Below are 543 nucleotides of genomic sequence, written 5' to 3'. Positions count from 1 at the left end.
AAACAGTGGTGCGTGTACTTCCCACCGAGCGGGTGACGGCTGGCGGCAACGACAGCTCAGCCCTGACCGAGAGCCGTCACGAGCTCCCTCCCGTCATCAAGCGCGCCGAGATCGTCGCCGTCGCCCTGGTGATTCTGACGGCGATCTGCGTCACCGGCGTCCTCTATGTCGCCAAGGGATTCTTTCTTCCGATCGTCATGGCATTCGTGGTCGGAACGATGCTGTCGCCGGCGGCCAACTTCCTTGAGCGTCATCGTGTGCCGCGCGGTATCGGCGCGGTGCTCATCGTGATCGCGGTCGCCGCCGGACTGGCCTTCATCATCGGCCTGATCTCGGGGCCCGTGCTCGACTGGACCAACCGACTTCCTGAACTCGCCACCCAGCTCAAGGCCAAACTGCACGTCTTCGATCGACCGTTCGCGATGTGGCATGAGATGCAGGCGGCGATTGGCGGCGGCAGCGCGCAGGCGCCTCCGAGCCTCGAGCTGCCGAAATTCGACTGGGTGCAACCGACCATCGAGTTCCTGTCGCCGACCTTTACAG

1 protein-coding gene is annotated in these 543 nt (G+C 64.1%); it reads left to right on the top strand.

The features are described from left to right. Positions 1 to 543 (top strand): AI-2E family transporter (locus NS283_RS18225; protein ID WP_206542576.1); only part of this gene is annotated, 543 nt, incomplete at both ends.

This window comes from Microbacterium testaceum (genome assembly GCF_001476285.1).
GTDB classification, from domain to species: Bacteria; Actinomycetota; Actinomycetes; order Actinomycetales; family Microbacteriaceae; genus Microbacterium; species Microbacterium testaceum_B.
The sequence above is the reverse complement of the archived record's forward strand: the minus strand, read 5'-3'. Positions and strand labels throughout refer to the sequence as shown.